A 23,075-nucleotide genomic window follows, 5' to 3' on the forward strand; every position below is an offset into this window, starting at 1 on the left:
CAGAAGCCATGCGGAAAGAAGCGGGATCAAGCGCATATGGGTCCTTACGTGGAGAGCGGTTTCCTTGCGTTGGCCGCGAGTCTCATGACTGTCGTGGCCGCAGGCGCAACGATGCCTGGCACCTGGTTGATCAGCAGGCGTGTTGTTCGACCGCTGCGCTCTTTTATCGAGGGTCGGGCGACTCGGCCGCAAGGACAATTTCCGGACAAAAACGGTCAACGCGGGAAGTCGCCACGACCGTTGCGGCAATCAGGCGCCGGCGCCGCGGCGCAGCGACTGGGGTGATGCACCGAAAGCGCGCACGAAGGCGCGGCGCATGCGGCTCGCGTCGCCAAAGCCCGTCGAGGCGGCAATGTGATCCATGTGCAGATGGCTGGTCTCGACTGCGACGCGGGCAGCTTCCAGTCGCAAGCCTTCCACCACCTTCGCCGGCGTCGCGCCGATTTCGGCCGCGAAGGCGCGGGCAAAATGCCGAGGGCTCATCGCGGCGCGCTCGGCCAGCCGATCGACCGGCATCGGTTCGGCGATGCGTGCGCGCATCCAGCGGACCAGCTCGCCGAACCGCCCGGTCTTGCCGCCCTGTTCCACCAGCACGGAATACTGCGACTGCCCCACATGCCGTCGCTGATGCACGACGAGCTGCTGGGCCGCACTTCGCGCGATGCCGGGTCCGAGGTCATCCTCCACCAGGGCCAGCGCAAGATCGATCCCGGCGGAAATGCCGGCCGAAGTCCATACATCGCCATCCCTGACGAACATCCGGTCGGCATCGAGCTGCACCTTGGGATAGCGCAGCCGAAAGCGTTCGGCCGCGGCCCAGTGGGTGGTGGCGCGCCGCTCGTCGAGCAGTCCGGCCTCCGCCAGGAAGAATGCGCCTGAGCAGACTCCGGCCACGCGGCGCCAGGCGTCGTCGCCGAGCCAGGCCACAATGCCGGCCTGGTTTTCCTCGACCTGGGCCAGATTGCCGCCCGAGACGATGACCGTATCGAAACGCCCCGATTCCATTGGCGCTGCTGCCAGGCAAACACCCGACGAGCTGCGCACAATCCCGCCGCCGGGGGCCAGCACGTTGATCGCATAGCTGTCCGGCCGGAAACGTTCCGCCATCTCGAACACGGCCACCGGGCCGGCGGCATCCAGCAGTTGGAACCCGGGGAAAACGACGATGGCGATCTCGCGTCGCATGGCAGCCGTCAATGACTTGATTCAATGCCCGGAAACTGGCGCAACCATGGCGCAGGCGTCAAGGTGACTGATGGCCTGAGCCGCTTGGGCAGTGCGCCTCCGGGTTCCCCCGGAAGCCGATAACGCGACGGAAATACGGGAGCACAGGAGCAGTTCGGAATATCCGCTCTGCGCAGCCCGAAGCAGGCGTTGCCGGTGCCATCAAGCAACCGGCCCTGGCGTCGCACCGAGCCGAATCCGAAACGGTACCCGGCCAGAGTCTGCGTTCGCGCCCAATGCCTCGGATTTCACCAGAATGACGCGTGGTGTTGAAAAGTCGATGCCCGCGCTGGCAGCAAACGCTTCGTATGTGCAGCGGTTGAACACCTGGCCACCATCGAAAACTTTCGCGACGAGGCATGAATGAGTGCTTCACCCAACACGTAGTCCGCCGTTTGTGAGTGCTTCGCGCGCGTTGCGCTCCCCCATCGCCCATGCATCGAGCACGGTGGCGCGCACGGTGCAGTCGAGCATGCTCACCGGAATACGCGTGCCGGGTTGCCAGTAGTTGCGCCCGTTGGCGCGGAACAGGGAAGGCAACTTCGGGTAGTGGCGGGTCAGCAACACGAGAGTACGCACTTTCTCATGGTCGCTTTGCGGCGGAAGTGGCGCGTTGTCGGTATAGCCACCATCGAATGCGTATTCGCCGTCGATGCGTCGCGCGGGAATGAAAGGAAGTGCGGCACCTGCAGCCGTCAGCAATGCGTGAGCTTCGCCCAGGTTGCTGCAGTCGTGCAGTGCACGGAATTCCTGTCGCAGGCCAAGTCGGTGCGGTAGCCCGGAGTGCAGGGGCCCGCGCAGGAACTTGTCCGCCAGATAGGCCAGTGTGGCGATTCCGATGGAGCCATGCAGTCCCAGCCAGCGCGCCGGACGGGTGATCGCCACCTGCAGGCGATGCTTCGATTGTCGCAGCGCCCGAAAATGGTCGGCATCGATGAAGCTGGCCAGCCATGCCGGATAGATATGGCGGTGCGCGTAACGCAGTCGCCCGCGCAGCAGGCCACGCCATTCGAACATGCGGGCTTGCCCGGCATACAGGCGCTGGCAGCTTGCAAGCGCGACTTGCGGCCCGCTGGTGAGAAAGGCGGCGGCAACGGCGGCGCCTGCGCTGGTGCCCACGAGCTGCGCGGGTAATCGCCAATGTTGCGCCAGCAAATGCGAGATCGCGCCTGCTTGCCACCAGCAGCGGTTGCCGCCGCCGGCGAAGATCAGGGTGTCGATGGAGGCAAGGTCGAGGCTGGCGAGCGATTCAATGTGCATGGCGGCTTCCCTGCGTGGGTTGAGATGCGTAATCCGCGCATGGCGGCATGGACGACAAGGTACAAGTCCGGCATGCGAATAAATTGGCATATGGACGGCCCGCTTGCCGGTTCGGGCGTTGCGATGTCGGCCGGAGATCTTTTCACGATCTCCATGGCCGGAGTGCAGCGCCAGGAGAACCGACCGGGTGAACTGCAAACCGATCCACTGGCGTGGCGCAGGCAGGTGTCCGGGGTGGGCGAACCGAAGCGCGGCGACAGGGATGGGCTCGGACAGTGACCTCCGGCACGCTCGGCCCGGCGTCGGTCATGTCGACAATGGCGCGTCCTGGTGCGGAGGCGCATCGTGATGGCAGCATGCCTCCGGTCGGTGATTGCACGACACGTACGTCCGTAATCGATCGAAGCCACCCTGCCTGGACGCACTGCCCATGAAGATGTCTGTCGGTGTTTCATCGAAGAGATCGCTGCGGCTATTTTTCCCGCTCGCCTTTGTGATCGCCTGGGGCTTCTGGCTGGTGCCGCTGCTGGGCAGCCGCGGTGTGCTAACGGTATCCGGCGGCGCGCAGATGGCCTTCCTGATCGCCGGCTCGTATGCGCCATTCTTGGCTGTCTTCATCGCCTTGCTTCGCGACGGCGGTTGGTCGGCACTGGGGCGCTTCGCTTCGCGTGCCCTGCGCTGGCGGATCGCCTTGCGCTACCTGCTGGCAGCGCTGTTGCTGATACCGGCGCTGGGGCTGGTCGCGGCATGGGTCTATGCGTCGCTTGGCGGCCCTGCTTTTGCACTGGCTGTACCGGCAGGGCAGATTCCGCTGTTGTTCGCGATGATGCTGTTCATGGGCGGCGCGGTGAACGAGGAGTTCGGTTGGGCCTATGCAATCGACAACCTGCAGCGTGGCCGGCGTCTGCTGCCGGCAGCGGTCATGCTGGGCGTGATCTGGGCCTGCTGGCACCTGCCGCTGTTCTTCATCGTGGGAGTGACGCAGTCGTTCCTGCCATTCTGGGCGTTTGCGATCTTCGCGGTCGCGTTGCGCGTGCTGTTCGTGTGGGCCTACGAGAGCACAGGCAAGAGCATCCTGGCGACACTGCTGTTCCACACCACGCTCAATCTCACCCTCAACCTGTTCGTACTGGTGGATCGCTCACCCCAGCGCAACGAGCGTGGCTTCATCGTGTTCGCATTGCTGGCGCTGGGTGCGGCGGCGGCGGTGGCGCTCGCGTCGAGGTGTTACCGCAGCACAGCCGCCCTTCCCGCCGCGAGCGCGGAAGAAGGGTGACGGCGCTCGACACTGGACCGCTCAGGCGTCTGCGCCGGTTGCAAACCCTTCGCGCGTGCCGCGGTTGAAGACGCGGTCGCCGTCCAGCACATCGGCAGCGGCATGCGCAGGCTCGGCCTTGAGCTTCGCGTAGATCGGCGTGAAATCCGGGTGGGTGGCTTCGAACAGCTGCTCGAAGCTGTCGATCACGAAGTAGGTCTGCTGGAAGGTGTCGATGCGGTAGCGCGTGCTCATCACGCGTTCCAGGCCGAAACCGATGCGGTTGGGAGCGGGCGAGTCCAGACAGTAGATCGACTCACCCTTGGAGCTGACGATGCCTGCGCCGTAGATGCGCATCCCTTCGTCGGTGTGGATCAGGCCGAATTCCACCGTGTACCAGTACAGGCGCGTGAGGTTCATCAGCGCCTCGGGGCCGATCGCGAAGGCCTTCATGCCGCCGCGGCCATAGGCCTGCATGTAGTCGGCGAACACCGGGTTGAGCAGCAGCGGCACGTGGCCGAACAGGTCGTGAAACAGGTCGGGCTCGCTGAGATAGTCGAGCTGCTCCGGCTTGCGGATCCACCAGCTCACCGGGAAGCGGCGGTTGGCGAGGTGGTCGAAGAACACCTCGTCCGGCAGCAGGCCTTCCACCGCCACCAGCTCCCAGCCGGTGGCCTCGGCCAGCACCTTGTTGAGTTCGGAAAACTTCGGGATGCCGCCATCGCCCAGGCCGAAGCGCTCCACGCCGGCGAGGAATTCCTTGCAGGCGCGCCCGGGCAGCAATTCGCGCTGGCGCTTGTACAAGGTGTCCCACACCTCGTGGTCGGCGCGCGAGTAGCTGTCCCACGGCTGCTCCACCACGCCGGTGGCGTAGACCGGGATGTAGCCGCGATCGGTCTGCTGGTGTTCGACCTTGCGGGGTGTGGTGTTTTCCATGGTGGGCGGCCGGGTGGGATGGACGCAATGAGCATACGGCGAAGCTGTCGCACGAAGCTTGCAATATTGCGCATCGTTAGGTTGATGGCACAATATTCATGCATTCAAAGATGATTATGTCGAGGTATCGTGCATGACAGCGCTGGATCGCATCGACCTGCGCCTGCTCGCCGTGCTGCAGACCGAGGGTCGCATCACCAATGCCGAGCTGGCCGAACGGGTGAACCTGTCGCCGTCCGCCTGTCTGCGCCGACTGCAGCGTCTGGAGGCGGACAAGGTCATCACGGGCTACGCCGCGCAGGTGGATCCGCAGGTGGTGGGGCTGGGCCTGCAGGCCTTCGTGCGCGTGCAGCTGGTGAAGCACGAAGCGGCGATGATCGAACGCTTCGTGGAACGCATCAGCGGCTGGGACGAAGTGGTGGCCTGCCATGCACTCACCGGCGACATGGATTACCTGCTGCACGTCTTCGTGGCCGATCTCGCCGACTTCTCGCGCTTCCTGCTCGATCGCCTGCTCAACGACGCCGGCGTGGCCGACGTCAATTCCAGTTTCGTGCTGCGCACGGTGAAGCGCTCGTCGTCGCTGCCGCTGACGCAGTTGGAACGCTAGATCGCGAGCAGGTGTTCAGGCCGCTTCCAGCGCCGGCGCAAGGTCGCAGCGCGCGCGGCGGATGCGCAACGCGAGGAAGGCCGCGACCACACCGCTCGCGCCGGCGATCACGAACGGCATCAGGTAGCTGCCCAGCTGCACGCGCAACACGCCGGCCATGAAGGCTGCGACGGCAGCGCCGACCTGATGGCCTGCGACCACCCAGCCGAACACCACCGGCGCGTCGCGCTCGCCGAAGGATTCGGTGGCGAGGCGCAGCGTGGGCGGCACGGTGGCGATCCAGTCCAGCCCGTAAAACACGCCGAACAGCGACAGGCTCTGCAGCGAGAAATCGGAGTAGGGCAGGTAGATCAGCGACAGGCCACGCAACCCGTAATAGGCGAACAACAGCTTGCGCGGATCGACCCGGTCGGTAAGCCAGCCCGAAGCCGTGGTGCCGACCAGGTCGAAAATGCCCATCATTGCCAGCAGGCTGGCCGCGCGCACCTCGGGAATGCCGTGGTCCCCGCACATCGCGATGAAATGGGTGCCGATCAGGCCGTTGGTGGTGAAACCGCATACGAAGAAGGTGGCGAACAGCAGCCAGAACGCGCCGCTGCGGCTGGCCCGCTGCAATGCGCCCAACGTGAGCGCGAGCAGATTGCCGGCAGGCATGCCGACGTCGGCGGGTTCGCCGGACGGCGCGCCATAGCGGGTCAGGCCGATGTCGGCAGGCCGCTCCGGCAACAGCCACAGCACCACCGGGATCAGCACCGCACACAATACGGCGAGCAATAGCACCACCGCGCGCCAGCCGGCATATTCCGAGATCGCCGCGAGCCCGGGCAGGAAGATCAGCGTGCCGGTGGCGGTGCTGGCGGTAAGCAGGCCCATCACCAGGCCGCGATGCGTGCTGAACCAGCGGCCGGTCACGGTGGCGCCCAGCACCACCGCCACACAACCCGTGCCCACGCCAGACAGCACGCCCCAGCTTGCCACCAGCTGCCACGGCTGCGTCATCAGCGCGCTGGATGCGGCGGCGAGGCCCATGACCGCCAGCGCTGCCATCAACACCCGGCGGATACCAAAGCGTTGCATCAGCGCCGCCGCGAACGGACCCATCAGGCCGTACAGCAGGATGCCCACCGCTGCTGCGGCCGAGATGCTGTCGCGGCTCCAGCCGAAGGCTCGGCCCAGCGGCAGCATCAGCACGCCCGGCGTGGCGCGCATGCCGGCGGAGACCAGCAGGGCGAGGAATACGACGGCCACCACCACGAAGGCGTAGTTCTGGCCGCGAAGGCGAGGGCGCGATATAGTCATGTTACCGATCGGTACGTTGTGGTTCGCGCAGCATACGTACCGATCGGTAACATTGTCAACGAGTGCCGCACATGCCCGTCCGAAACAAATCCGCCCAGGGCGCCGAGGCGCGCCCCCGCGCCGCCGACCGCATCCGCGATACGGCCTTCGAGCTGTTCTACCGCGAAGGCATCCGCGCCATCGGCGTGGAGGAGATCGTCAACCGCGCCGGCGTCACCAAGCCGAGCCTGTACCGCGCCTACGAATCCAAGGACGAACTGGCAGCCGATTACCTGCGCGATTACAACGAGCGTTTCTGCCGAGTCTTCGAAGCCCCATCGGCGGAACATCCCGGCGACCCCAAGGCCCAACTGCTGGCCTACCTGGACGGGCTGGCTTCGCGCGCCTCCAGCGACGGCTACCGCGGTTGCGGCCTCACCAACGCGGTGATCGAATACCCCGAGCGCGACCACCCAGCGCACAAGGTGGCAGTGGAGAGCAAGCGTTCCTTGCGCAAGCGCCTGCGCGAATTGTGCCGCGCAATGGGCGCGCGCGACGCGGAGGCGCTGGCCGACGGCCTGCTGTTGCTGATCGAGGGAAGTTATGTGTCTGGCCAGACTTTCGGCCGCGGCGGCCCGGCGCGGATGCTCGGCAAGGCAGCGCGAACCCTGATCGAAGCCAGCCTCGGCAACTGAGCCGCCGGTTGCGGAACATGTGCGGCGGAGTGGTCAAACCCATCGCCGACTGAGGCTAAACTAACCGACTGATGAGCACCGACGCCCCCGCCGCGCCCCCACGCAACCAACTGCAACCGCTGCGTTATCTGTGGCGGGTGCCGTTGCTGCTGCTGCATATCCTGCTGGCGATCCTGCTCGCCGCGTTCGTGATGAGCTGGAACCGCAACCAGGTGATGAAGGATGGGCGCGAGCCGTTTGCGCACAAGCTGATCCGCTGGTGGTCCACCGCCCTGCTGCGCATCTTCGGCCTGCGCTCGGTGCGCATGGGCCAGCCGCTGGCGGACCCGGTGCTGTTCGTGGCCAACCACACCTCGTGGATCGACATCGTGCTGCTGCATTCGCAGCGTGCGGTCTGCTTCGTCGCCAAGGCGGAAATCGCGCGGTGGCCGCTGGTGGGCTGGCTGGCGGCCAGCGGCGGCACCATCTTCCATCGCCGCGGCAGCAATCACTCGCTGGCGGCGGTGATGCAGGTGATGGTGGAGCGCCTGCGCGTCGGCCGTTCGGTGGCGGTGTTCCCCGAAGGCGGCACGGGCCACGATGGCGTGCTCAAGGTGTTCCATGCACGCATCTTCCAGGCGGCGCTGGATGCCGGGACGCAGTTGCAGCCGGTGGCGTTGCGCTTTGCGCGCGACGGAAAGCGCATCGTCGATGCCGGCTTCCGCGAACACGAGAGCTTCATGGGCAACTTCCTGCGCCTGCTCGGCAGCGCGCCGATGGATGCGGAGGTGCACTTCCTGCAGCCTGTGCCGGCCAGCCCCGACGCGCGCCGCAAGATGGCCGAGCTGTCGCGCGAGCGCATAGCCGCGGCGCTGGAGGATCGCAACGCATGAACCTGCCGTGCGGAAAGGATTTCCGTCCGACATGGCCGCTCACCAGTGGGCATGTGCAGACCATGCTTTCCTCCAGCGGCATACGCCGCCTGCTGCTGCCGCGCGCCGCGCGGACCGTGCAGGAAGGTGCCGAGGCGGTGATGGTGGACGGCGGCAACGGCGTGCGTCTCACCGGTGCATTCACCGCACAGAGAAGCCGCCCCCAGGCACGCGGCCTTGCCGTGCTGTTCCACGGCTGGGAGGGCAGCGTCGACTCCACCTACGTGCTGCAGACCGGCAGCCGGCTGCTCGCCGACGGCTGGGACATCTTCCGCCTCAACTTCCGCGACCACGGCGACAGCCATGCGTTGAACGAGGCGCTCTTCCATTCCTGCCGGCTCGACGAGGTAGTACTCGCGCTGGCCGACATCGCCGCGCGCTGGCCGGCACGGCCGATGGCGCTGGCCGGCTTCTCGCTGGGCGGCAACTTCGCCTTGCGCGCGGCATTGCAGACCTCGCGCCTCGGGATCCCGCTCAGCTACGTGCTGGCGGTGTGCCCGATCATCGATCCCAGCGAGGGCCTGTTCTCGCTGGAAGAGGCGGCACCCTGGTTCTACCAGGCCTACTTCGTGCGCAAGTGGCGCAAATCGCTGCTCGCCAAGCAGAGCGCATTCCCGCAGCACAATTATTTCGAGCTCACCGAGCTGAAGCAGAATCTGCGTGGCCTCACCGAGTCGCTGGTGCTGCGCCATACCGATTTCCAGTCATTGCAGGGATACCTGGACGGCTATTCGGTGGCCGGTGACGCGCTGCAGGCCATGCAGATCCCTGCCACCATCCTCACCGCGCGCGACGACCCGGTGATCCCGGTGGGCGCGTTCGAGCAGTTGCGCCTGCCGCCGAACGTGGAACTGGACATCTCCGACCATGGTGGCCATTGCGGTTTCATCCGCGGCCGCGACATGACCAGCTTCACCGACGACTACATTGCGGCGCGATTCAACGCCGTGGCAGACGGGTCATTGCGCTAGCCGCCTGGGCGGCGCTCTGCGCCCCCCGCAACGGATCGAGCAGCCGCTTCAGGCCGTTGTGATCGATCTCCAGCATCAGCGCGAGCAGTCTGCCGAGTTCGCCATGCGGGAAGCCTTTGCGCGCGAACCATGCGAGGTAGGCGCCGGGCAAGTCGGCGATCAGGTGGCCCTTGTACTTGCCGAACGGCATGCGCACGGTGACGAGGCGCTTGAGGTCGTCGGCTTCCATCAATCCGCCGCCACGCAACGTCCCTGCGCCCATGCGCGCAATGTCTCCACCTGCTCGCGCATCAGCACGGACAGGGGCCGGGTTTGCACCAGCGCGGCGAGCAAAGCGGATTGATCCAGCTCGCCATGACCGGCGACGTCGTACAGTGCGCTGACGATGGCCTGCTCGATCTCGGCCCCGGAGAATCCCGCGCTTGCTTCGGCAAGCGCAGGCAGGTCGAACGCCGCAGGATCGAGCCGGCGACGTTTCAGGTGCATGGCGAAGATCTCCGCGCGCATCTCGGGCCGCGGCAGGTCCACGAAAAAGATCTCGTCGAAGCGTCCCTTGCGCAGCAGTTCTGCGGGCAGCTCGTGCACCGCGTTGGCGGTGGCCACCACGAACACCTTCGACTTGCGTTCGGCCATCCACGTCAGCAGGTAGCCGAGCACGCGGCGCGACACGCCGCCGTCCTCGCCGCCGCTGGCAAGGCCTTTTTCGATCTCGTCGATCCACAGCACGCAGGGTGCCAACAATTCGGCGCTGGCCAGCGCCTCGCGCAGGTTCTTCTCCGTCTCGCCCTGGTACTTGTCGTACAGCGCACCGAAATCCAGTCGCACCAGTGGCACGCCGAAGCCGCCGGCGATGGCCTTGGCGGCGAGGCTCTTGCCGCAACCCTGCACGCCCAACAACAGCACCCCCTTGGGCGGGTCGAACACGGGATCGGGTTCGGCAGCGAGGAACACGGCGCGCCTGCGCTGCACCCATTCGCGCACGCGCGAAACGCCGGCAATGTCCGCGAAACTGGCGGTGGCGTATTCGTAATGCAGCAGGCCCGAACGATTCAGCAATTCGAACTTGGATTGCATCAGCTCGGGCAAGTCCTCCGGCCCCAGCGCGCCGTCGTTGTAGATCAGCTTGCGCACGATGCGCCGTGCATCGGGTGCGGACAGACCGAGCAGGTTGCGCACAATGGTGCGCGCGGCATCGTTGTCCACTTCCAGCCGGCGGTTGTTCTCGCGCTGCCACGCCAGCGCCTCGCCGCGCATGATCGCGGCCAACGCCTTGAGGTCGGGCAGCGCCAGCGGAACGCGCAGCGCCAGCGCTTCCAGCTCGCCCGGCAGTTCCACTTTCGCGCCTATCAGCACGATGGTGTGTGCAGCACAACGTTGCCGCTGCACGATTTCGCGCAGCAGGCGCTGACTCATTGCGTAACCGAGCAGGCCGTGGAAGTCGAACAGCAGGTAGATGCCGCGCTCGGGTTCGGCACGGATCGCCTCCAGCGTGCTGGTGACATCGGACGCCGGCTGAGTGTCGCGTCGCGCGAAATCGAGGCGCTGCAGCCCGTCGGTCAAGGTCCAACACCATAGCGGATGCAGCGCCTGTGCGATCACGTGGCGGAAACATTCGATCACGCGCTGCTCGTCTACCGTCTCGATCACCAGCAGTGGTGTGGCGGCGCGCACCAGGGTGGTGAGGTCTTGCAGTTCGCTCATGCTTCCTCCGTAGAAGCGCGCACGTTAGCAGAGCCGCTAGGCGATACGGCATGGGTACAGGCTTGGCTTTTCCGGCCGACCGGAAACGTGCCACGCGCCCGCCTTCGTTCCTGTCTTTACTTTGCGCACCTGGCTTCATTCGGCATGCGCTTCTGCGGGGGTAGGCAGGTTCCGGCGGCCTACAGGGGCGCGATCCTGATCGCCGAACACGGTCTGGAACCGCATGAAAATCCGGTCACCGTGCGATGACGGTGCGCCTCGACGGCAACAAGGCGGCGGGCTGTCAGCCGCACATCACCGGCTTCGAGCAGAACGAACAAGCCCGGGCCGTCCGGACGACGTGCAGCTCCGCCCGGCCACAGCGTGTTGGCGAGCGACGACCTGCCGGGCGCGGTCACAGGGTGACGTATGAGGTCGCGACCAGCAGATGCGCTCGCGCATGCCTTGCGGCATGCTTCCGTGATTCACCGATCCGGGAGCTTCCCATGCAACTGCGCAGCGACGATTTCACCCATGGCCGGCCTATCCCCGTTGCCAATGCCTTCGGCAAACCCGGTGCGCCGGTGGCGTTGTCGGACAACCGCAGTCCGCACCTGGCGTGGAAGGATGCACCGGAAGGCACGCGCTCCTTCGTGCTCACCTGCATCGACACCGACGTGCCCAGCTGTGGCGACGACGTGAACAAGGAGGGTCGCGTGGTACCGGCCGACCTGCCGCGCGTGGAGTTCGTTCACTGGCTGATGGCGAACATTCCCGAAGAGTGCGGGGAGCTCGGCGAAGGTTCGTGCTGTGACGGCATCACGCCGCGCGGCAAGCGCGATCCCATTGGGCCGCCGGGCAGCGTGCAGGGCTTGAACGATTACACCGGCTGGTTCGCCGGCGATGCCGAAATGGGCGGCGATTACCTCGGCTACGATGGCCCGTGCCCGCCGTGGAACGACAGCATCGTGCACCATTACCACTTCCGCATCCATGCGCTGGATGTGGCGAAGCTGGACCTGCGCGGCGGCTTCACGCTGGCCCAGTTGCGTGAGGCGATGCACGGCCACGTGCTGGCAGAGGCGGAGTTGATGGGAACCTACACGATCAATCCGTTGTGAATGCGGGCATGAAGGCGTAGCAAGTCTGCGCCTTCACGTCCGGAAGGCGCACGGTGTGGATGAATGGCGTTGCACGGAGGACACGCCGCGGTCGGCATTCGTTCAAGAGGGCAAGGCCATGCTTCACTACGCGCTGATTTTCCTCATCGTTGCCGTCGTTGCCGCTGCGCTGGGCTTCGGTGGTTTGATCGGGGGCGTGGCGGCGCTTGTCGTGAAGATCCTGTTCGTCGCGTTCCTGGTCTTGGCGATCGTCGCGTTCCTGCGGCGAGCGAAATGAATCGACGTCCCATGGCATGGCTTCAAGGAGGCAACATGAACCAGCATCCCGCAACCACCGGCAACACCAGCACCAGCCGCATCGATGACAGTGCCGAGCGCGTCAAGCAGGCCACGTCCAGCGCGGTGGCAGGTACCAAGGAAGCGGTGGATCGCGCCGCCGACCATATCGAGGCCAGCCTGCACCGCGCCACCGACAAGGTAGCTGCGGGCGCGCATCAGGCCAGCGACAAGCTAGCCGACGCCGGTGAGCGCGGTCGGGCCGCCTACGACGCCACGATGGATCGCGCCGACGAATGGCTGGGGCAGGTGCGCGACTACGTGCGCGAGAAGCCGGTGCAGTCCGTGGCCATCGCACTGGGCGCGGGCTGGTTGCTCGGTCGCTTGCTGCGGCGCTGACCCTCATGCAGGAGGAACCCGCGCGCGGGCAGGATCGCGCGACGGCGCCGGAGCCCCCGGCGCCGTCCTCGTCTCTGCTGGATGAATTGAACCGGCTTGCAAGCGCGGCACGACGGCTGTTCGGTGCCCAATTGCAGCTGCTCGCCGCCGAGTTGGGGCTGGCGCGCAGCGCGGTGTCGTGGCTGCTGGTGGCCGCGCTGGTCGCCACTGTGGCCGGCGTGGCCTTGGGCTTGACCTTGCTCGGCTTGATTGGCGCGCTGCTAGCGGTGTGGTTCCATTCGTGGATCTGGGCGTTGCTGGTGTTGGCGCTGTTGCAGGCGCTGCTGCTCGCTGGCGCTGTTGCGATGTTCCGCCGCTGCATGCGCTGGATGAGCCTGCCCGCCACGCGTCGCGAATGGAATACGATGATGCGCGAGACGATGCGGCGCGCGGAAAGCGACATCCAGAACGACGGTGCAGGGGAGGGCAAGCCGTGAGCTTGTTCAGACAACTCGACAAGGTGCGCGCGGCGCAGGCGCGGGTAGCGGCGCATCGCACGGAACTGGCCGCGCCTGCGGCCGCCTTGCTGGCGCGCGGACAAGAGCATCCGCTGCTAATGCTCGGCGCGGCGGGTGGCGCGGGTTTCGTGCTGGGCACTCTCGACGCCTCGCCGTTGCGCATACCGGGGTTGGACTCGCTGCTGCGCGGCGGACTCGCCGAGGCCGTGGCGCAAGGCGTGCGCCTGGTCGCGGAGCTGGGCGCCAATGCCGCGGATCAAGCTTCCCCATGAACGTGCCCGTTGGTGGGGAGACGGATGAAATCGCCCCGCCGCCGGCGCATGGCGGTTTCGAACGCCGCAACGTGCTCGGCACGCGCCGCCACCTGCGCGCCATCCGGGTGCTCCTCAACGGCTTGCTGCTGCTGGCCCTGCTGTACACGGTGACCTTGTGCAAGGCCCTGCTGATCCCGCTAGTGCTGGCTGCCTTCATCGGCCTGGCGCTGAATCCCATCGTGGCCGGCGTCGCCCGCCACGGCCTGCCGCGCTGGCTGGGCGCCAGCGTGCTGATGCTGGCGTTGATCGGCGGTATCGGCACAGGCATCGGCCTGCTCACGCCGCCGGCGCTGGAATGGTTCCACGACGCCCCAACCACCATCCGCAGTTTCGTGCCCAAGCTTGAGCATTTCACCCAGCCGCTGGAGGCGGCCAACCGTGCCACGCAGACCCTGGTCAATGGCCATCCCGTGCGGGCCAGGCCGGAGCCGGTGGACGTGGCAGTGAGCGCGTGGGACGTGATGTCCACCGCACCCAAGGTGCTGGCGGCGGTGCTCACCGTCGTGCTGCTGGTGTTCTTCTTCCTCGTGTATGGTGAGTTGCTGCTGCGTCGCCTGGTGGAGATCACGCCCGGTTTCAACCACAAGCGGCAGGCGGTGTCGGTGGTGCGTGGTATCCAGCAGGAAGTGTCGCGCTACATTCTCACAACCCTGCTCATCAATTTTTCGCTGGGCATGGTCACCACGGCGCTGCTGTGGCAACTGCGCATGCCTGACCCGCTGCTGTGGGGTGCGGTGGCGATGTTCGCCAATTTCATCCCTTACGTGGGTGCCATCGTCACCACCACCGTGCTGCTGCTGGTAGGCCTGGCGCATTTCGACGACCTCACCCACGCCTTGCTGCCCGCATTGTGTTTTGCCGGCCTCACCGCGTTCGAAGGCAACCTGGTGACGCCGCTGATCCTCGGTCGCCGCATGCGTCTGAGCCCCATCGCCATCCTGGTCTGGCTGCTGGTATGGGGCTGGCTGTGGGGCATCCCCGGCGCGCTGCTCGCGGTGCCCATGCTTACCAGCGTCAAGCTGATCGCCGAGCATGTGCGTGGCTGGGAGTGGTTTGGGCACATGGTGCAGCGCTAGCGCGGCATCACAGTCCGGCCGTGGCTGTCGCGTGTTGGCGCAGCCAGGGCGTGAGGTCGAGCTGCCAGATGCCCGATTGACCGGTGAAGTACACGCTGTGACCATCCAGCGCGATGTGCGATCCCCATGGCATGTCCCGGTTCACGGTGTCGCCGAGATCGATCGGCTTTCCCCAGTGGTTGCCTTCGCGGAAGACGATGCACAGCCGGCCGAGACCGCCCTTGGTCTTGCCGTAGTCGAATACGACGAAGGATTCGTCTGGCGCCACTGCCGGATCGTGGGTGGACACGTCCGGATCGCCCAGCCCTGCGCGCACCGGGGTCGCATAGCGGCTGTCGCGGTATGCCGCGCGCCAGGTGTGCATCACCTTGGCCTGCTTGTCCCAGCGGATGAAATACAGGCTGCCGTCGGCGGCGATGCTGGCGAAGTCGACGAAGACATCGTTGTTGACGACGGCGCCCAGCCAGACCGGTTTGCCCCAGCCATCACCCTCCCGATTTACTCGCCAGATGTTGGAACCCGGCGCGGAGCCGCCGACGAAGTAGTCCTGCGTCAGCGGTTTGCTGCCCGTTGTCGGCGGCCGATCCGAGTCGAACAACAGGTAGCTGCCATCCGGTGCCATCACTGGATCCTGGTCGAACCAGCGCCCGGAGAAGCCCGCGACCTCAGGCTGCGACCAGCGTCCGTCGATCTTGCGCGAGACCATGATGGTTTTGCGCTTGCCCTCGCTTCGATCGAAGAAGACCGTATTGCCGTCGGGAGTGAAGGCCAGCGTGTCGTCGCTGTCTGGATGGAGGATGCCGCCCAGCGTGACGGGCTGCGGCGCGGCGGTCGCCGTGGCGGCGGCCTGTGCGCCCGCCGTGGTCAGCAGCAGGCCGATGGTCAGGCATAAATGCGTCACGGTGCGCATCATCGTGTTGCCTCCACTGGCATGGCGTTGAGCAGGATGTATTGGCGTTCGGTGGCTTCGACGTGGCCGTACCGGGCGGAGGTCAGTATCAGCCGCCGCGTGCTGACCAGCTCATCGCTGAGCACGACGCCGTCGCGGAACGTGGTGTAGCCGTGCCAGTGTGCGTGCCCGGCTTGTCGCGTCACCTCGCAAGGCTTGCCGTCGCGGGTCAGCGTGAGCTGCGGCTTCTCATCTAGCCATGCGCCATCGCCGCTCCCTTCGCGTTCCAGGGTGACGGTGTGGCTGGCTGGGTCGAGCGCCACCACGGTTACCGTCTGCTTACCAGCGGGACCCAGCTCCCATGGCCCCGCGATGTCCACGGTCCAGTGTTGACCGAGCTTGAGTGTGGCCGGCGGCGATCCCCACAGCCGCGGGTTGTAGGCCAGCCCGCTGGCATCGGTGTTGGGCGCGCACTTGCCGTCGAAGCAATTGGTGGCGCCGCTGTCGGTCAGTTCCGCCGTGCCGTTGCCAGCGGCTCGGCCGTCGTAGCGGTAATCGACAAACAGATGCGGCGACGCGAGAGCGGCGTCGGTCACGCGGTAGGTCGCGGTGCCGCTGACACGGTGCACCGCTTCATCGAAGCCGGGCGCCTGGACGGCGACGGTACGCGAAAACACGTTGCCGAAACTCGCGCCGGGGCGAAACGCGGGAGTCAGCGCCGGCGCCGTGGTGGAAACAGCGGCCGCAGCCAAGCCGGGCAACGACAAACCGGCCAGCAGGATCGAGCATAGGCGGATGCGGGTCATGTGGCCTCCGTGTCAGGGCGTGATGCCGTGCGCGCGCAGCACGTCGGAAATGTCGAAGCGCCACAGGTTGCGCGAACCGTTCAGTGGTTGCTCAAGGCGTTGCTGCAGGGTGGCGGCGTTGTCGCGCGGCTTGGGGAAGCTCACCTCGTCGCGCCGGCTGCTGGAGACGAACAGCTCGCCGAAGCGCGGCCCCAGCGAAGGCGCATTCTCCAGCGCCGTGCTGTTGACTTCGCCCGGCAGGTGCAGCGGCTTGCCCCAGTGGCCGTCCGCCTGGCGGAATGCGATGTAGAGATCGGCGCTACCCAGCGAATCGCCCTCGTCGCCGGCGTAGACCAGGAAACGCTCTCGCGGATCGACGGCCGGGTCCATGCGGTTGTGCGCCAGGTCGCCCAGGTCCACGCGTTGCGGTGTCGCGTAGCCCTGCGCCGTGCGGTGCGCCACGTAAATTTGGTATGCGGCGCCGGAGTCCGGCCGGTGCGCGGAGAAATAGATGTCGCCATTCGCCGCCACCGAGGGGTTGTAGATCATCGCCCCGTCGTTGAGCGCGCCGTCCACGTGTACCGGTTCGCTCCAGTGGCCGTCGGCCTGGCGTTGCACGTACCAGAGATTGGTGCCTGCGAAATGGTGGCCGCCCATTTCCGTCGTCAGCGATGCACCGCCCGGCTGGAGGGGACGGTTGGAGACGAAGTACAGCCGCTGGCCGTCCGGCGACAACGTGGGCTCGGAGTCGTGCCATTGTCCGGAAAACGAGGCCACCTGCGGCATGCCCCAGTGTCCGTCCACCCGATGCGAGACAAGAATGGTGTCGTCCCGTTCGGCAAAGTCGGAACGCATGAAGTACAGCGTGTTGCCGTCGGGCGTCAGTGCAGCCGAGGTTTCCTGCAGGGCGGTGGAGATCGTGCCGGGTCCGACCAGTTCGCCGTGGCTTTGCGCGCGCGCGGCGATGGGGGCGGTCATCGCGGCTGCGATGAGGGCGGCCAGGACGAAAGAACGTGGGGACATGTTTGCTCCTGATGAGGGCGCGCCTATGCGGCGCGGTCGAAGAACACGGCGGCGCCATCGGGCGCGAAGGTGAGGCATTCCACGGCCGCCAGGCCGGATAGCGAGCCGGGCGCGAAAATCTTCGGCTGCGACGAGGCCATGTCTGCGGCGCCCGCAGCAGCGAGGTCGGCGCCGCGCAGCAGGAGGTGGGCGCCAAGCAGCGCGAACATGCGATGGGCCATGCGGCTTCCTTGGCACGATGACGATGCCGTGGAGCGTGCGCGTCATCCATGCCACGCCGCCGCTGTTTCGTGACGAGCGGATATGGCTCGTGACCAGCGGTCGCCTATGCGTGGCGAACGGTCAGGGCAGGCCCAGCACCGCGCGTGCGCCGGCCCGGAAGCGCCGGCTGAGATCCAGCCGAGTGCCATCGCGCAACACGATTTCGGCATTGCCGTTGAACAGCGGATGCACTTCGCGGATGCGTTCCACGTTGACGATCACGCCGCGATGGATGCGCAGAAAGCGTGAGGGGTCGAGCCCGTCGAGCAGATGGCTGAGGGCCTCGCGATGCAGGTAGCGGGTGCCGTCGGCATGGATCTGCACGTAATTGCCGTCGGCGCGGATCCAGTCGATGGCGTCCACCGCGATCACCCGGATGTGCTCGCCCACACGCACGCTGATACGCTGCAAGTGGCCCGCAGATGCGGGATTCGCCACGGGTGCCTGCAGGCCGTGCCAGTGCCGGCGCACGCGATCCATTGCCTGGTCGAAGCGTGCCTGGTCTATCGGTTTCAGCACGTAATCCAGCGCGCCGGCGTCGAACGCGCGCAGCGCGTGCTGGCCGTAGGCAGTGGTGAACACCACCATCGGCAATGCCTGCGGCTGCAGCTGGTGCAGCAGCTTGAAGCCGTCCATGCCGGGCATGCGGATGTCCAGGAACAGCAGGTCCGGCGCCAACGCCTTGATCGCCTGCAGCGCCTCGGCGGCATTGCCGCACTCGCCGACGATCGCCACGTCGGCATGGGCGGCCAGCGCCTGCCGCAATGCGAGGCGCGCCAGCACCTCGTCGTCCACCAGCAGCGCGCGGATCCCTGCGGCGCTCATGCGATGTGCTCGCGGAACGGCAGGCGCAGCTCCACCCGCGTCCCGCCGCCGTCGCGGCGTTGCAGCTCCAGCCGCGCGTCGCCGCCGAACAGCATGGCCAGCCGGGCGCGGGTATTGGTAAGGCCGATGCCCTCATTCGCGCCATCGGGCGGCAGGCCCAGGCCGTCGTCGTCCACGCGCAGGTAAAGCTCGTCGCCGTCGCGTTGGCCGGTCACCTGCAGGCTGCCCGGTTCGGCCTTGGCCAGCAGGCCGTGCCGCAGCGCGTTCTCCACCAGCGGTTGCAGGATCAGGTTGGGTACGGCGGCGCGCAGCACATCGTCGGCCACGTCCAGCCGCGTGCTGAGCCTGTCCTGGAAACGTACCTGCTGGATGTCCAGGTAGCAGCGCAGGAACTCCAGCTCGCGCGCCAGCGGCACCTGTGGCGCGTGACGTTCCTCCAGCGTGAGGCGCAGGAAGTCGCTGAGCCGCGCGATCATCAGCCGCGCCTGCAGCGGGTCGGCCAGCGCCAGCGCGGAAATCGCATTAAGCGTGTTGAACAGGAAGTGCGGCTGCAACTGCATGCGCAGGGCCTGCAGTTGCGCCTGTGCCAGCTGCGATTCCAGCAGGGCGCTGCGCAATTGTTCATCGCGCAGCCGGCGCCGCGACTCCATGCCGCGCAGCACCACCAGCACGATCCAATAGGTGAGCACGGCCAGGTGGTAGCTGTAGGCGAACTCCATGCGCACGTACTGGCCCAGCGTGTGCACTTCCGGCATGCGCCCGGGACCGCACAGGTACCAGAACGCCACCAGGTGCACCATCATCTGCGCCAGCGCCACCACCAGCGAAGCCGGCACATGCACGGCGAAGAAGCGCCGCCAGCCATGCCCCACGCTTTGCCGGCCCAGCCAGCCCACCAGCGGCATCAGTGCCATCCATAGCCAGAAGTTGCCGAGGTTCCAGGCCAGGTTGCGCAGCCAGCCCGGCGGATAGCCCTCGCTGATCGAGGCGAGTCCGCCGCTGAGCGCGTAGGACAGCGCCAGCAGCGTCCAGAAGCCGAAGATCAGCCCCCAGGTCTTCAGTCGCTGCGCTGCACTGCGGTCGAGCACGAGATCCTCGCTGGCGTACCACCGGATGGCGAGCCAGTCTGCGCGGCGGAGGCCGTTCGCGATAGTGCCTGAAGGCATTGCCGGCATCGGGTCTAGGATCGCGGCATCTGTGCGTCGCGCATGCATGACTGCTCGTCGCCCAGTTGCCACGCGCCGCTGCGGTTCCGGTAGGTGTAGGTCACGCGGTAGGCGTCATCGCCGTGGCGCTGGAACGCGAACCGATCGAGATAGCCGCTCGTCGCGACGTTTTCCAGCGTCAACGTGTCGCGCGCCCAGCCGATCGATGTGTAGCGCCGGTCGCCGCCGAAATTGTCGAATACCGTTGCGGTGAAATGCTTCGCGACCTTGTCGTAGCCCCACCACGAATCCGCGAGGTAGCGGTTTGGCGGCTCGTCCGCATGCCGCATGTGCAGCCATTGGCCGCCGAGTTCGATGGTGAAGTTCTCGCTTGAGCGGATGGGCTTGCCGTTCGCGAAGCGGCCCTCGCAATGCCAGTGCCCGACGAACCCCGCGAGCGGCGCGAGTGTCGGCGCCGTGTCGGCCTGTGCCGGAGCGGTGCGGGCGAACAAGCCGGCGGCACCGGCCAGTGCGGCGAGTGCGATGGTTGCTCCGCGCTGCGCGCGGGGGGATCGATGCATCGATGTGCTCCGGAGGCAGGTGTCGCAAGGCAGTTGCTGGCGGATCATGGCTTTGCCACCGCGTGCCGGGCCAGCCAGGGGGTGAGCGCGAGGCGATGGATGCGATGGTCGGTGGCGCTGAAGTACAGCGTCGTGTGATCCGGGCCCAGACGCGCCTCGTCTCCGGCGATGCCGAGGTCGAGCGGCGCGCTCCAGCCGTCGCGCGTCGCGAAGGCGATGAACAGGGCGCCGTTGGAGGGTGCCGGCGGGCGATCCGAGCTGAAGACGAGGAAGGATCCGTCAGGCGCCACCGCGGGATCGTAGTCGGAGTCCGCGGCGCCACCGCCGAGAGCCAACGCTTGCGCCGCCTGATACCGGCCGTCCACATGGCGGCTGCGGTAGAGCCGGAACGTGCCGTTGGCCGGATCGACGCGTACGAAGCTCAGACTGCCATCCGCCGCCACCGCCGGCGAGAAGATCGACGTGCCGGCATTCACGACCTCGGGCAGATGCTGTGGCTTGCCCCAGCCGTCGCCGGCACGATCCACCCGCCACAGGTTGCCGCCACGGCCGGGATACGCCTTGCCGCCCCAGCTACCATCCAGCACGCTGCCGGTACCGTTCACCGGTCGGTTGGAGACGAATACCAGGTAAGAGCCGTCCGGCGCCATCGCCGGCTCGAAGTCCATCCACTGCCCCGAGAACGGCGCCTGCACCGGTTCCGACCAGGCACCGTCGCGGCGCCTGGCGACGTAAAGGCGGCGCTCCGCTCCGTGGCCGCGGGTGAACACCACCGTGTTGCCGTCCGGCGTGAACGCGGGTGAGGCATCGTGCGCCGCCGTCCACGGTCCCTCGGCCGGATGCGACACGGTGTCGTCCGCGGTTGCCCGCGCCGGCGGTGCGGAGACGGCGACGCCCAAAGCCAGGGCGAGGATAGGAACCAGGTGTCGGCAACGCATGAACAGCTCCTCGTGGGGATGGAGTGATGATCGGGGCGTCAACGGCCGTGCCCGGCATGCGCGTCCAGCCACGGCGTCAGCGACACCTGCCAGATGTGATCGTGGCCGTTGGTCCACGCCGCACGCGCTTGCGCGCCGGCGGCGGGGCGGTCGCTGTAGAAGTACAGCGTGTGGTGGTCGGGGCCGAGCTGGGCGCCCATGTTTTCCTTACCGCCGTTGACCGCGTCGCCGAGGTCCTGCAGCGCGCTCCAGCCGGTCGGCGTGCGAAATGCGATGGCGAGGCGGTACGGCTGTTGCGCAGCGTGCTTTACGCTGACGACGATGAACGAGCCGTCGGGGGCGATGGCGGGATCGCGGATCGTGGCATCCACGTCGCCCAGCGCCACCACGCGAGGCGTCGCGTAACGGCCGTCGCGGTAGGGGGAGCGCAGCAGCGCGAAGTCGCCGCGCGGCCCGGCGCACCCGATGAAGTAGAGGCTGCCGTCGGCGGCGATACTCGGCGAGGCGATCAGCGAACAGCGATTGACGACATCGGGCAGACGCACCGGCGTGCTCCAGTGGTCGCCCCGCCAGTCCACCCGCCACAGGTTCATGCCCTGCCCGACGTGGCGCTTGCCGCCGTGGACCGCGTCGAGTGGCGGATCGCCCGGGGTAGCCGGACGGTTGGAGGCGAACAGCAGGAACGAACCGTCCGGTGCCATCGCCGGGTCCAGGTCGTGCCAGCGCCCGGAGAACGGCGCTACCGTCGGCGGCGACCAGCGCCCGTCGCGGTGACGCGACTCCATCAGCGTCGAGCCGTCGCCGGTGCCACGCATGAAATAGACAGTGGCGCCGTCCGGCGTGAACACCGCAGCACCATCATCGGCGCCAGCGGGAATGGCGTCCGGCGCGAAGACCACGGGCCCGTCCGCAGTCGGTGCGTGACTGGACATGGCCGCGATGGAAGCAAAACTCATCCATGTCGCGAACGCTGTCGACAGGCGCATCGCCATCACTCCTCCTCGGTGGTGCGCCCGTGCATGGACACATCTACCGGGACAAAGTGGCGCAGGCGCCGGTGGCTGTCGCGCGAGGTGTGACGGCCGGAGCGTTCGCCGTGACCAGCGGCATGGCCAGCCGGATGGGAGGTCACCACTCGCCGCCGTCAATCATGGTGCGGAAGACACCACGGCGCCGCGCCCCGGCTTGGCGCATGCCCGGCCAGCCACGCGGCAAGCGGCAGCTGGTGGATGCGCTCGTCCGAATCGGCGAGGTAGTAGAGCGCGTGCTGGTTCGCGCCGAGGCGGGCCTCGATGCCAAGGATGCCCAGCGGTTGCGGCCGGCTCCAACCCGACGCGGTGGCGTAGGCCACGAACAGGCCGCTGTGGCCCGGTGGCGTAGGTGCGCGGTTCGAGCTGAACACGATGAAGCAGCCGTCGGCTGCCACGGCGGGGTCGTAGTCGGATGCTATGCCGTCGCTGAACGACAGCGGCTCGGCCGGCAGGAAGGCGTCGTCAGGGCGTTCGCTTGCGTAGAGCCGTGTGTGATGGGTGTGCGGGTCGGGGTTGGTGAAGTAGATCGAATTGGACATGTCCACGGCGGGCGAGTAAGTCGCCGAGCTGATGTTGACGGCCATGGGCAACCGCAGCGGCTGGTTGATGACGTGACCATCGGGGCTGCCGATGTCCACCATCCAGAGATTGCCGCCATGGCTGGGTCGGCTCTTGCCGCCGAAGTAGCCGTCCAGCGGCTTGCCGCCGGGATGGATGGGACGATTGGAGACGAATACCAGATAGGTGCCGTCGGGCGACATGGCCGGTTCGAAATCGAGCCATTGTCCCGAGAACGGAGCGAGTTCCGGCGACGACCAGCGGCCGTCGCGCCGGTGCGAGACGAAGATGCTCCGGGTCATGCCGACGCTGCGGGTGAAGAACACCGTGTTGCCGTCGGGGGTGAACGCGGGCGAGGCATCGCCTGTGGTCGCCCAGGGGACGGTGGCCGGCAGTGGCAGGCCCTCGCGCGTGGGCATGTCGGCATAGCGCGATGCCGATACGACCGACGCGAGCAACAGCACGCAAAGACCCAGTACCCATGCCGGCCTGCGTGCGCGGTGTCGAAAAGCCATGCGATTGCTCCGGGATTCCGG

Annotated in this window: 28 protein-coding genes; 12 read left to right on the forward strand and 16 right to left on the reverse strand. The window is 66.9% G+C overall.

All coding sequences use genetic code 11. The features are described from left to right. Positions 1–249: 249 nt before the first annotated feature. Together ISP25_RS13580 and ISP25_RS13585 are read right to left on the reverse strand one after the other, a co-directional pair. Positions 250–1,185, reverse strand: coding sequence for a GlxA family transcriptional regulator (locus ISP25_RS13580; protein ID WP_404614577.1), 936 nt, complete (start codon positions 1,183–1,185; stop codon positions 250–252). Positions 1,186–1,596: 411 nt separating this feature from the next. Next, on the reverse strand, positions 1,597–2,484 hold the full coding sequence (locus tag ISP25_RS13585; protein WP_404614579.1) for a patatin-like phospholipase family protein: 888 nt from the start codon (positions 2,482–2,484) through the stop codon (positions 1,597–1,599). Between the two features lie 90 nt (positions 2,485–2,574). Here ISP25_RS13585 and ISP25_RS13590 point away from each other — a divergent pair, with 90 nt between their 5' ends. Both ISP25_RS13590 and ISP25_RS13595 read left to right on the forward strand, forming a co-directional pair. Continuing rightward, the gene (locus ISP25_RS13590; protein WP_404614581.1) at positions 2,575–2,763 is read left to right on the forward strand and encodes a hypothetical protein; all 189 of its coding nucleotides are present in this window, start codon (positions 2,575–2,577) and stop codon (positions 2,761–2,763) included. 151 nt (positions 2,764–2,914) lie between these two features. Then, positions 2,915–3,760, forward strand: a complete 846-nt coding sequence (locus ISP25_RS13595) for a CPBP family intramembrane glutamic endopeptidase (RefSeq protein WP_404614583.1) — start codon at positions 2,915–2,917, stop codon at positions 3,758–3,760. Between the two features lie 21 nt (positions 3,761–3,781). Here ISP25_RS13595 and phhA read toward each other — a convergent pair whose 3' ends face one another. Further along, positions 3,782–4,675 (reverse strand): phenylalanine 4-monooxygenase, encoded by an 894-nt coding sequence (phhA, locus tag ISP25_RS13600; protein WP_404614585.1) that lies wholly within the window; start codon positions 4,673–4,675, stop codon positions 3,782–3,784. Positions 4,676–4,808: 133 nt separating this feature from the next. On the opposite strand from phhA, the gene ISP25_RS13605 reads away from it, so the two are divergent. Further along, on the forward strand, positions 4,809–5,285 hold the full coding sequence (locus ISP25_RS13605) for an Lrp/AsnC family transcriptional regulator (protein ID WP_404614587.1): 477 nt from the start codon (positions 4,809–4,811) through the stop codon (positions 5,283–5,285). A gap of 15 nt (positions 5,286–5,300) precedes the next feature. On the opposite strand, the gene ISP25_RS13610 is transcribed toward ISP25_RS13605, so the two are convergent. Next, positions 5,301–6,584, reverse strand: a complete 1,284-nt coding sequence (locus ISP25_RS13610; protein WP_404614589.1) for an MFS transporter — start codon at positions 6,582–6,584, stop codon at positions 5,301–5,303. Between the two features lie 71 nt (positions 6,585–6,655). Here ISP25_RS13610 and ISP25_RS13615 point away from each other — a divergent pair, with 71 nt between their 5' ends. The 3 genes from ISP25_RS13615 (at position 6,656) to ISP25_RS13625 (ending at position 9,140) form a co-directional block, all read left to right on the forward strand. Further along, complete coding sequence (locus tag ISP25_RS13615; RefSeq protein ID WP_404614591.1) at positions 6,656–7,258, forward strand: TetR/AcrR family transcriptional regulator; 603 nt, start codon at positions 6,656–6,658, stop codon at positions 7,256–7,258. A 71-nt stretch (positions 7,259–7,329) separates the two neighbouring features. Next, complete coding sequence (locus tag ISP25_RS13620) at positions 7,330–8,130, forward strand: lysophospholipid acyltransferase family protein (protein WP_192159170.1); 801 nt, start codon at positions 7,330–7,332, stop codon at positions 8,128–8,130. Next, positions 8,127–9,140 (forward strand): YheT family hydrolase, encoded by a 1,014-nt coding sequence (locus ISP25_RS13625; protein WP_192159172.1) that lies wholly within the window; start codon positions 8,127–8,129, stop codon positions 9,138–9,140. The genes ISP25_RS13620 and ISP25_RS13625 overlap by 4 nt, the downstream gene beginning before the upstream one ends. Here ISP25_RS13625 and ISP25_RS13630 read toward each other — a convergent pair. Continuing rightward, a complete protein-coding gene (locus tag ISP25_RS13630; RefSeq protein WP_404616316.1) occupies positions 9,109–9,369 on the reverse strand; it encodes a DUF3820 family protein in 261 nt (86 codons plus the stop codon). The genes ISP25_RS13625 and ISP25_RS13630 overlap by 32 nt on opposite strands. Next, positions 9,369–10,841, reverse strand: a complete 1,473-nt coding sequence (locus ISP25_RS13635) for an AAA family ATPase (protein ID WP_404614594.1) — start codon at positions 10,839–10,841, stop codon at positions 9,369–9,371. The genes ISP25_RS13630 and ISP25_RS13635 overlap by 1 nt, the downstream gene beginning before the upstream one ends. A 485-nt stretch (positions 10,842–11,326) precedes the next feature. Here ISP25_RS13635 and ISP25_RS13640 point away from each other — a divergent pair, with 485 nt between their 5' ends. From ISP25_RS13640 to ISP25_RS13665, 6 genes are all read left to right on the forward strand, one after another. Beyond that, positions 11,327–11,941, forward strand: a complete 615-nt coding sequence (locus ISP25_RS13640) for a YbhB/YbcL family Raf kinase inhibitor-like protein (protein WP_404614596.1) — start codon at positions 11,327–11,329, stop codon at positions 11,939–11,941. 118 nt (positions 11,942–12,059) lie between these two features. Further along, entirely contained in the window at positions 12,060–12,218 is a 159-nt protein-coding gene (locus ISP25_RS13645; protein WP_192159319.1) for a DUF1328 domain-containing protein, read from the forward strand. Positions 12,219–12,253: 35 nt separating this feature from the next. Beyond that, on the forward strand, positions 12,254–12,616 hold the full coding sequence (locus ISP25_RS13650; protein WP_404614598.1) for a DUF883 family protein: 363 nt from the start codon (positions 12,254–12,256) through the stop codon (positions 12,614–12,616). A gap of 5 nt (positions 12,617–12,621) precedes the next feature. After that, a complete protein-coding gene (locus tag ISP25_RS13655) occupies positions 12,622–13,092 on the forward strand; it encodes an ABC transporter ATP-binding protein (RefSeq protein WP_404614600.1) in 471 nt (156 codons plus the stop codon). Then, the gene (locus tag ISP25_RS13660) at positions 13,089–13,385 is read left to right on the forward strand and encodes a hypothetical protein (RefSeq protein ID WP_192159180.1); all 297 of its coding nucleotides are present in this window, start codon (positions 13,089–13,091) and stop codon (positions 13,383–13,385) included. The genes ISP25_RS13655 and ISP25_RS13660 overlap by 4 nt, the downstream gene beginning before the upstream one ends. Further along, positions 13,382–14,503 carry an AI-2E family transporter gene (locus tag ISP25_RS13665; protein ID WP_192159182.1) on the forward strand — a complete coding sequence of 374 codons (1,122 nt, stop codon included), beginning with the start codon at positions 13,382–13,384 and terminating at the stop codon, positions 14,501–14,503. Before ISP25_RS13660 ends, ISP25_RS13665 begins: the two co-directional genes overlap by 4 nt. A 7-nt stretch (positions 14,504–14,510) precedes the next feature. Here the strand turns inward: ISP25_RS13665 and ISP25_RS13670 are convergent, their stop codons facing one another. The 10 genes from ISP25_RS13670 to ISP25_RS13715 form a co-directional block, all read right to left on the reverse strand. Next, positions 14,511–15,416, reverse strand: a complete 906-nt coding sequence (locus tag ISP25_RS13670; protein WP_404614602.1) for a TolB-like translocation protein — start codon at positions 15,414–15,416, stop codon at positions 14,511–14,513. Further along, entirely contained in the window at positions 15,413–16,198 is a 786-nt protein-coding gene (locus ISP25_RS13675; RefSeq protein WP_404614604.1) for a hypothetical protein, read from the reverse strand. Before ISP25_RS13675 ends, ISP25_RS13670 begins: the two co-directional genes overlap by 4 nt. 12 nt (positions 16,199–16,210) lie before the next feature. After that, on the reverse strand, positions 16,211–17,200 hold the full coding sequence (locus ISP25_RS13680; protein ID WP_192159190.1) for a TolB family protein: 990 nt from the start codon (positions 17,198–17,200) through the stop codon (positions 16,211–16,213). Between the two features lie 23 nt (positions 17,201–17,223). Continuing rightward, entirely contained in the window at positions 17,224–17,421 is a 198-nt protein-coding gene (locus ISP25_RS13685) for a hypothetical protein (protein ID WP_404614606.1), read from the reverse strand. A 121-nt stretch (positions 17,422–17,542) separates the two neighbouring features. Further along, on the reverse strand, positions 17,543–18,286 hold the full coding sequence (locus ISP25_RS13690; RefSeq protein ID WP_192159194.1) for a LytR/AlgR family response regulator transcription factor: 744 nt from the start codon (positions 18,284–18,286) through the stop codon (positions 17,543–17,545). Further along, a complete protein-coding gene (locus ISP25_RS13695; protein ID WP_404614608.1) occupies positions 18,283–19,452 on the reverse strand; it encodes a sensor histidine kinase in 1,170 nt (389 codons plus the stop codon). The genes ISP25_RS13690 and ISP25_RS13695 overlap by 4 nt, the downstream gene beginning before the upstream one ends. Positions 19,453–19,466: 14 nt before the next feature. After that, positions 19,467–20,060 (reverse strand): hypothetical protein, encoded by a 594-nt coding sequence (locus tag ISP25_RS13700; protein WP_404614610.1) that lies wholly within the window; start codon positions 20,058–20,060, stop codon positions 19,467–19,469. Further along, positions 20,057–20,950, reverse strand: a complete 894-nt coding sequence (locus tag ISP25_RS13705; protein ID WP_404614612.1) for a hypothetical protein — start codon at positions 20,948–20,950, stop codon at positions 20,057–20,059. The genes ISP25_RS13700 and ISP25_RS13705 overlap by 4 nt, the downstream gene beginning before the upstream one ends. Positions 20,951–20,988: 38 nt before the next feature. Then, positions 20,989–21,936, reverse strand: a complete 948-nt coding sequence (locus tag ISP25_RS13710) for a TolB-like translocation protein (protein WP_404614614.1) — start codon at positions 21,934–21,936, stop codon at positions 20,989–20,991. A 158-nt stretch (positions 21,937–22,094) separates the two neighbouring features. Further along, positions 22,095–23,054: a TolB family protein gene (locus ISP25_RS13715; protein WP_404614616.1), complete on the reverse strand. Its 960-nt coding sequence runs from the start codon at positions 23,052–23,054 to the stop codon at positions 22,095–22,097. Between the last annotated feature and the right edge of the window lie 21 nt (positions 23,055–23,075).

It is taken from the genome of Rhodanobacter hydrolyticus (genome assembly GCF_044904645.1).